We start from the raw sequence: 2,876 nt of genomic DNA on the forward strand, positions 1-2,876 counted from the left end.
GGCGCGGACCCGGGCGACCAGCTCCCGGGGGCTGTAGGGCTTGGTGAGGTAGTCGTCGGCGCCGAGGTCGAGTCCGAGCAGGAGGTCCTCCTCGGCGGTGCGGGCGGTCAGCATCAGCACCGGCAGGGGGGACTCGGCGCGCAGGGCGCGGCACACGTCCAGGCCGTCCAGGACGGGCATCATGACGTCGAGGACGAGGAGTTGCACCGATCCGAGGCGGGCCCGCTCCAGGGCGGCCCGGCCGTCGTGGACGACGTCGACGCGGTGGCCTTCGCGTTCCAGGTACAAGCGGATGAGGTCGGCCTGTTTGGGATCGTCCTCGGCAACCACCACGTGTGCGCACATACGGATGATCGTAAAGCGCCGTCCGATCGCCGTTCCCCGACCGTGTCCTCCCACGTCACCACCGCTTTCCGACTGCTTCCTGACAACTTCCTGACACCGGGCGGAGAGTGTGGCGGGGTCCGCCGGGGCCGAGTGCCCCGGTCCCCTCCCGAGAGGCCCCTCGTGAAGCCGTCCCCGAAGCCGTCCCCGAAGCCGTCCTCCCGTCCGTTGTCCCTCGCCGCCGGTGTCCTCGGCGTGGCCCTGGTCCTGTCCGCGGTCCCCTCCGCCGCCACGGCGGCCACCGCGGTCCCCTCCGGGCCCGCCACCGCGCCGACCGTCGCGGAGGAGGACGTGATGCCGCACCTGCGGGCCCTGCAGCGGATCGCCGATCGCAACGGCGGCAACCGCGCGCACGGCACCCGCGGATACGCGGAGTCGCTGGCGTACGTGCGCCACGCGCTGGACCGGGCCGGCTTCCGCACCGAAGTGCGCCGCTTCTCGCACGACGGCGCGACCGGCTACAACCTGATCGCCGACTGGCCCGGCGGCGACCCGAACCACGTGCTGCTCTCCGGCGCCCACCTGGACAGCGTCAAGCAGGGCCCGGGGATCAACGACAACGGGTCCGGCTCGGCCACGGTGCTGACCACCGCCCTCCAGGTGGCCAAGGCCCGGCTGAAGCCCGCCCGGCACCTGCGGTTCGCCTGGTGGGGAGCCGAGGAGGTCGGCCTGGTCGGTTCGGCCGACTACGTCCGCGGCCTGTCCGACGCCGACCGCAAGGCGGTCGACCTGTACCTCAACTTCGACCAGACCGGCAGCCGGAACACCCAGCAGTGGCTCGTGGTGAAGGACGGTCAGCAGGCCGACAGCGCGGCCGGGCAGGTCTTCGAGTCGTGGTTCGCCGCCCGGGGGCTCGCCACCTTCGACATCGGCGTGGGCGGGTCGGACAACGAGTCGTTCGGCAAGGCCGGCATCCCGTCCTCCGGCTTCAGCACCGGCATCTCCGACTGCATCCACGATGCCTGCGACAACCTCGCCAACGTCGACCCGGCGACGCAGACCACCAGCACCAACGCCCTGATCGGCGTGGTGTGGCAGCTCTCCGCCACCGCCCCCGCCACCGCCCGGCCCTGACCACCCGACACCCCCGCAGGAGGCACAGATGCCCGGAACACCGACCACCCGCCGCCGGACCGCCGCCGTGCTGGCGACCGCGACCGCCCTCGGCGTCGCCCTGACGGCCCTGCCCGCCTCGGCGGCCGGCCTCGGGGACCCGTACTTCCCCGATGACGGCGACTCCGGCTACGACGTGGGGCACTACGACGTCCGGATCGCCTACGACCCGGCGCGCACGGACCACCTGGACGGCGACACGACCGTCACCGCCCGGGCCGTCCGGGCGCTGGACCGCTTCAACCTGGACCTGAAGGGGTTCACGGTCTCCTCGGTCACCGTGAACGGCACGCCCGCGCGGTCCTTCTCGCGCTCCGGCGAGCACAAGCTGGTCGTCGTCCCGGCCCAACGGGTCGCCCGGGGCGCCACGTTCGCCGTCCGGGTGACGTACGCCGGCACGCCCGACGCCGAGGGCTGGCACACCCTGACGAACGGCGGCGCGAACGTGTCGGGCGAACCGCACTCCGCGACCTCGTGGTACCCGTCGAACGACCACCCGTCCGACAAGGCCACCTTCGCCCTCACGGCGACCGTCCCCGACGGCTGGACCGCCATCGGCAACGGCCTGCCGGGGCCCACCACCACCGCCAACGGCACGACGACGTTCCGCTGGCGCGAGGACCGGCCGATGGCGACGTACCTCGGCACGGTCGCCATCGACCGGTTCACCGTCCACCGGGCCCAGCTGCCCGACGGCAGGCCCGTCATCACGGCGTACAGCCCGGACGTCCCGATCGACGCGGCCACGGAGGCCGCGCAACCGGACGTCCTGGCCTTCCTGGCCTCGAAGTTCGGCCCGTACCCGTTCTCCTCGGCGGGCGCGATCGTGGTCGGCGAGTCCAAGAATCCCGGACGCGGTGCGGCGGCCCTGGAGACCCAGAGCCGGCCGACGTACATCGGGGCCCTCTACGACGAAGGGGTGGTCCACGAGAGCGCCCACCAGTGGTTCGGCAACAGCGTCTCGTTCACCGACTGGCGCGACGGCTGCATCGCCGAGTGCTTCGCCCAGTACGCCAACCAGCTGTGGGAGGAGCACAACGGCGCCGACCTCGACACCGGCTTCTACCCCCACGTGGTCGCCGAGAACAAGGACAACCCCTCGTTCTGGTCCACGAAGCTGTACGACCCCGGGAAGGGCAAGGAGCTCGCCCCCGCCCTGTACTTCAAGGGCTCCCTGATGCTGCACGCCCTACGGCGCACCGTCGGCGACGACGCGTTCTTCGCCACCCTGCGCCGCTGGACCGCCGACCACGCCTACGGCAACGCCTCGTTCCCGCAGTTCGAGGCACTGGCCGCGCGGGTGTCGGGCAAGGACCTCAAGGGCTTCTTCGACGCCTGGGCCCACGGGACCACGCTCCCCGCCGAGGAGTACCTCTACC

General features: G+C 72.3%; 3 protein-coding genes. 2 read left to right on the plus strand and 1 reads right to left on the minus strand.

The genetic code is table 11. From position 1 onward, the window contains the following. On the minus strand, positions 1 to 345 hold a 345-nt coding region (locus tag ACIQOV_RS35645; protein ID WP_401054971.1), incomplete at its 3' end, for a response regulator transcription factor. A gap of 162 nt (positions 346 to 507) precedes the next feature. Here ACIQOV_RS35645 and ACIQOV_RS35650 point away from each other — a divergent pair. Both ACIQOV_RS35650 and ACIQOV_RS35655 read left to right on the plus strand, forming a co-directional pair. After that, on the plus strand, positions 508 to 1,458 hold the full coding sequence (locus tag ACIQOV_RS35650; protein ID WP_401054972.1) for a M28 family peptidase: 951 nt from the start codon (positions 508 to 510) through the stop codon (positions 1,456 to 1,458). A 28-nt stretch (positions 1,459 to 1,486) separates the two neighbouring features. Continuing rightward, positions 1,487 to 2,876: M1 family metallopeptidase (locus ACIQOV_RS35655; protein WP_401054973.1), on the plus strand; the 1,390-nt coding region annotated here is incomplete at its 3' end.

The organism is Kitasatospora sp. NPDC091257, from assembly GCF_044757675.1.
Lineage (GTDB): Bacteria > Actinomycetota > Actinomycetes > Streptomycetales > Streptomycetaceae > Kitasatospora > Kitasatospora lactacystinica.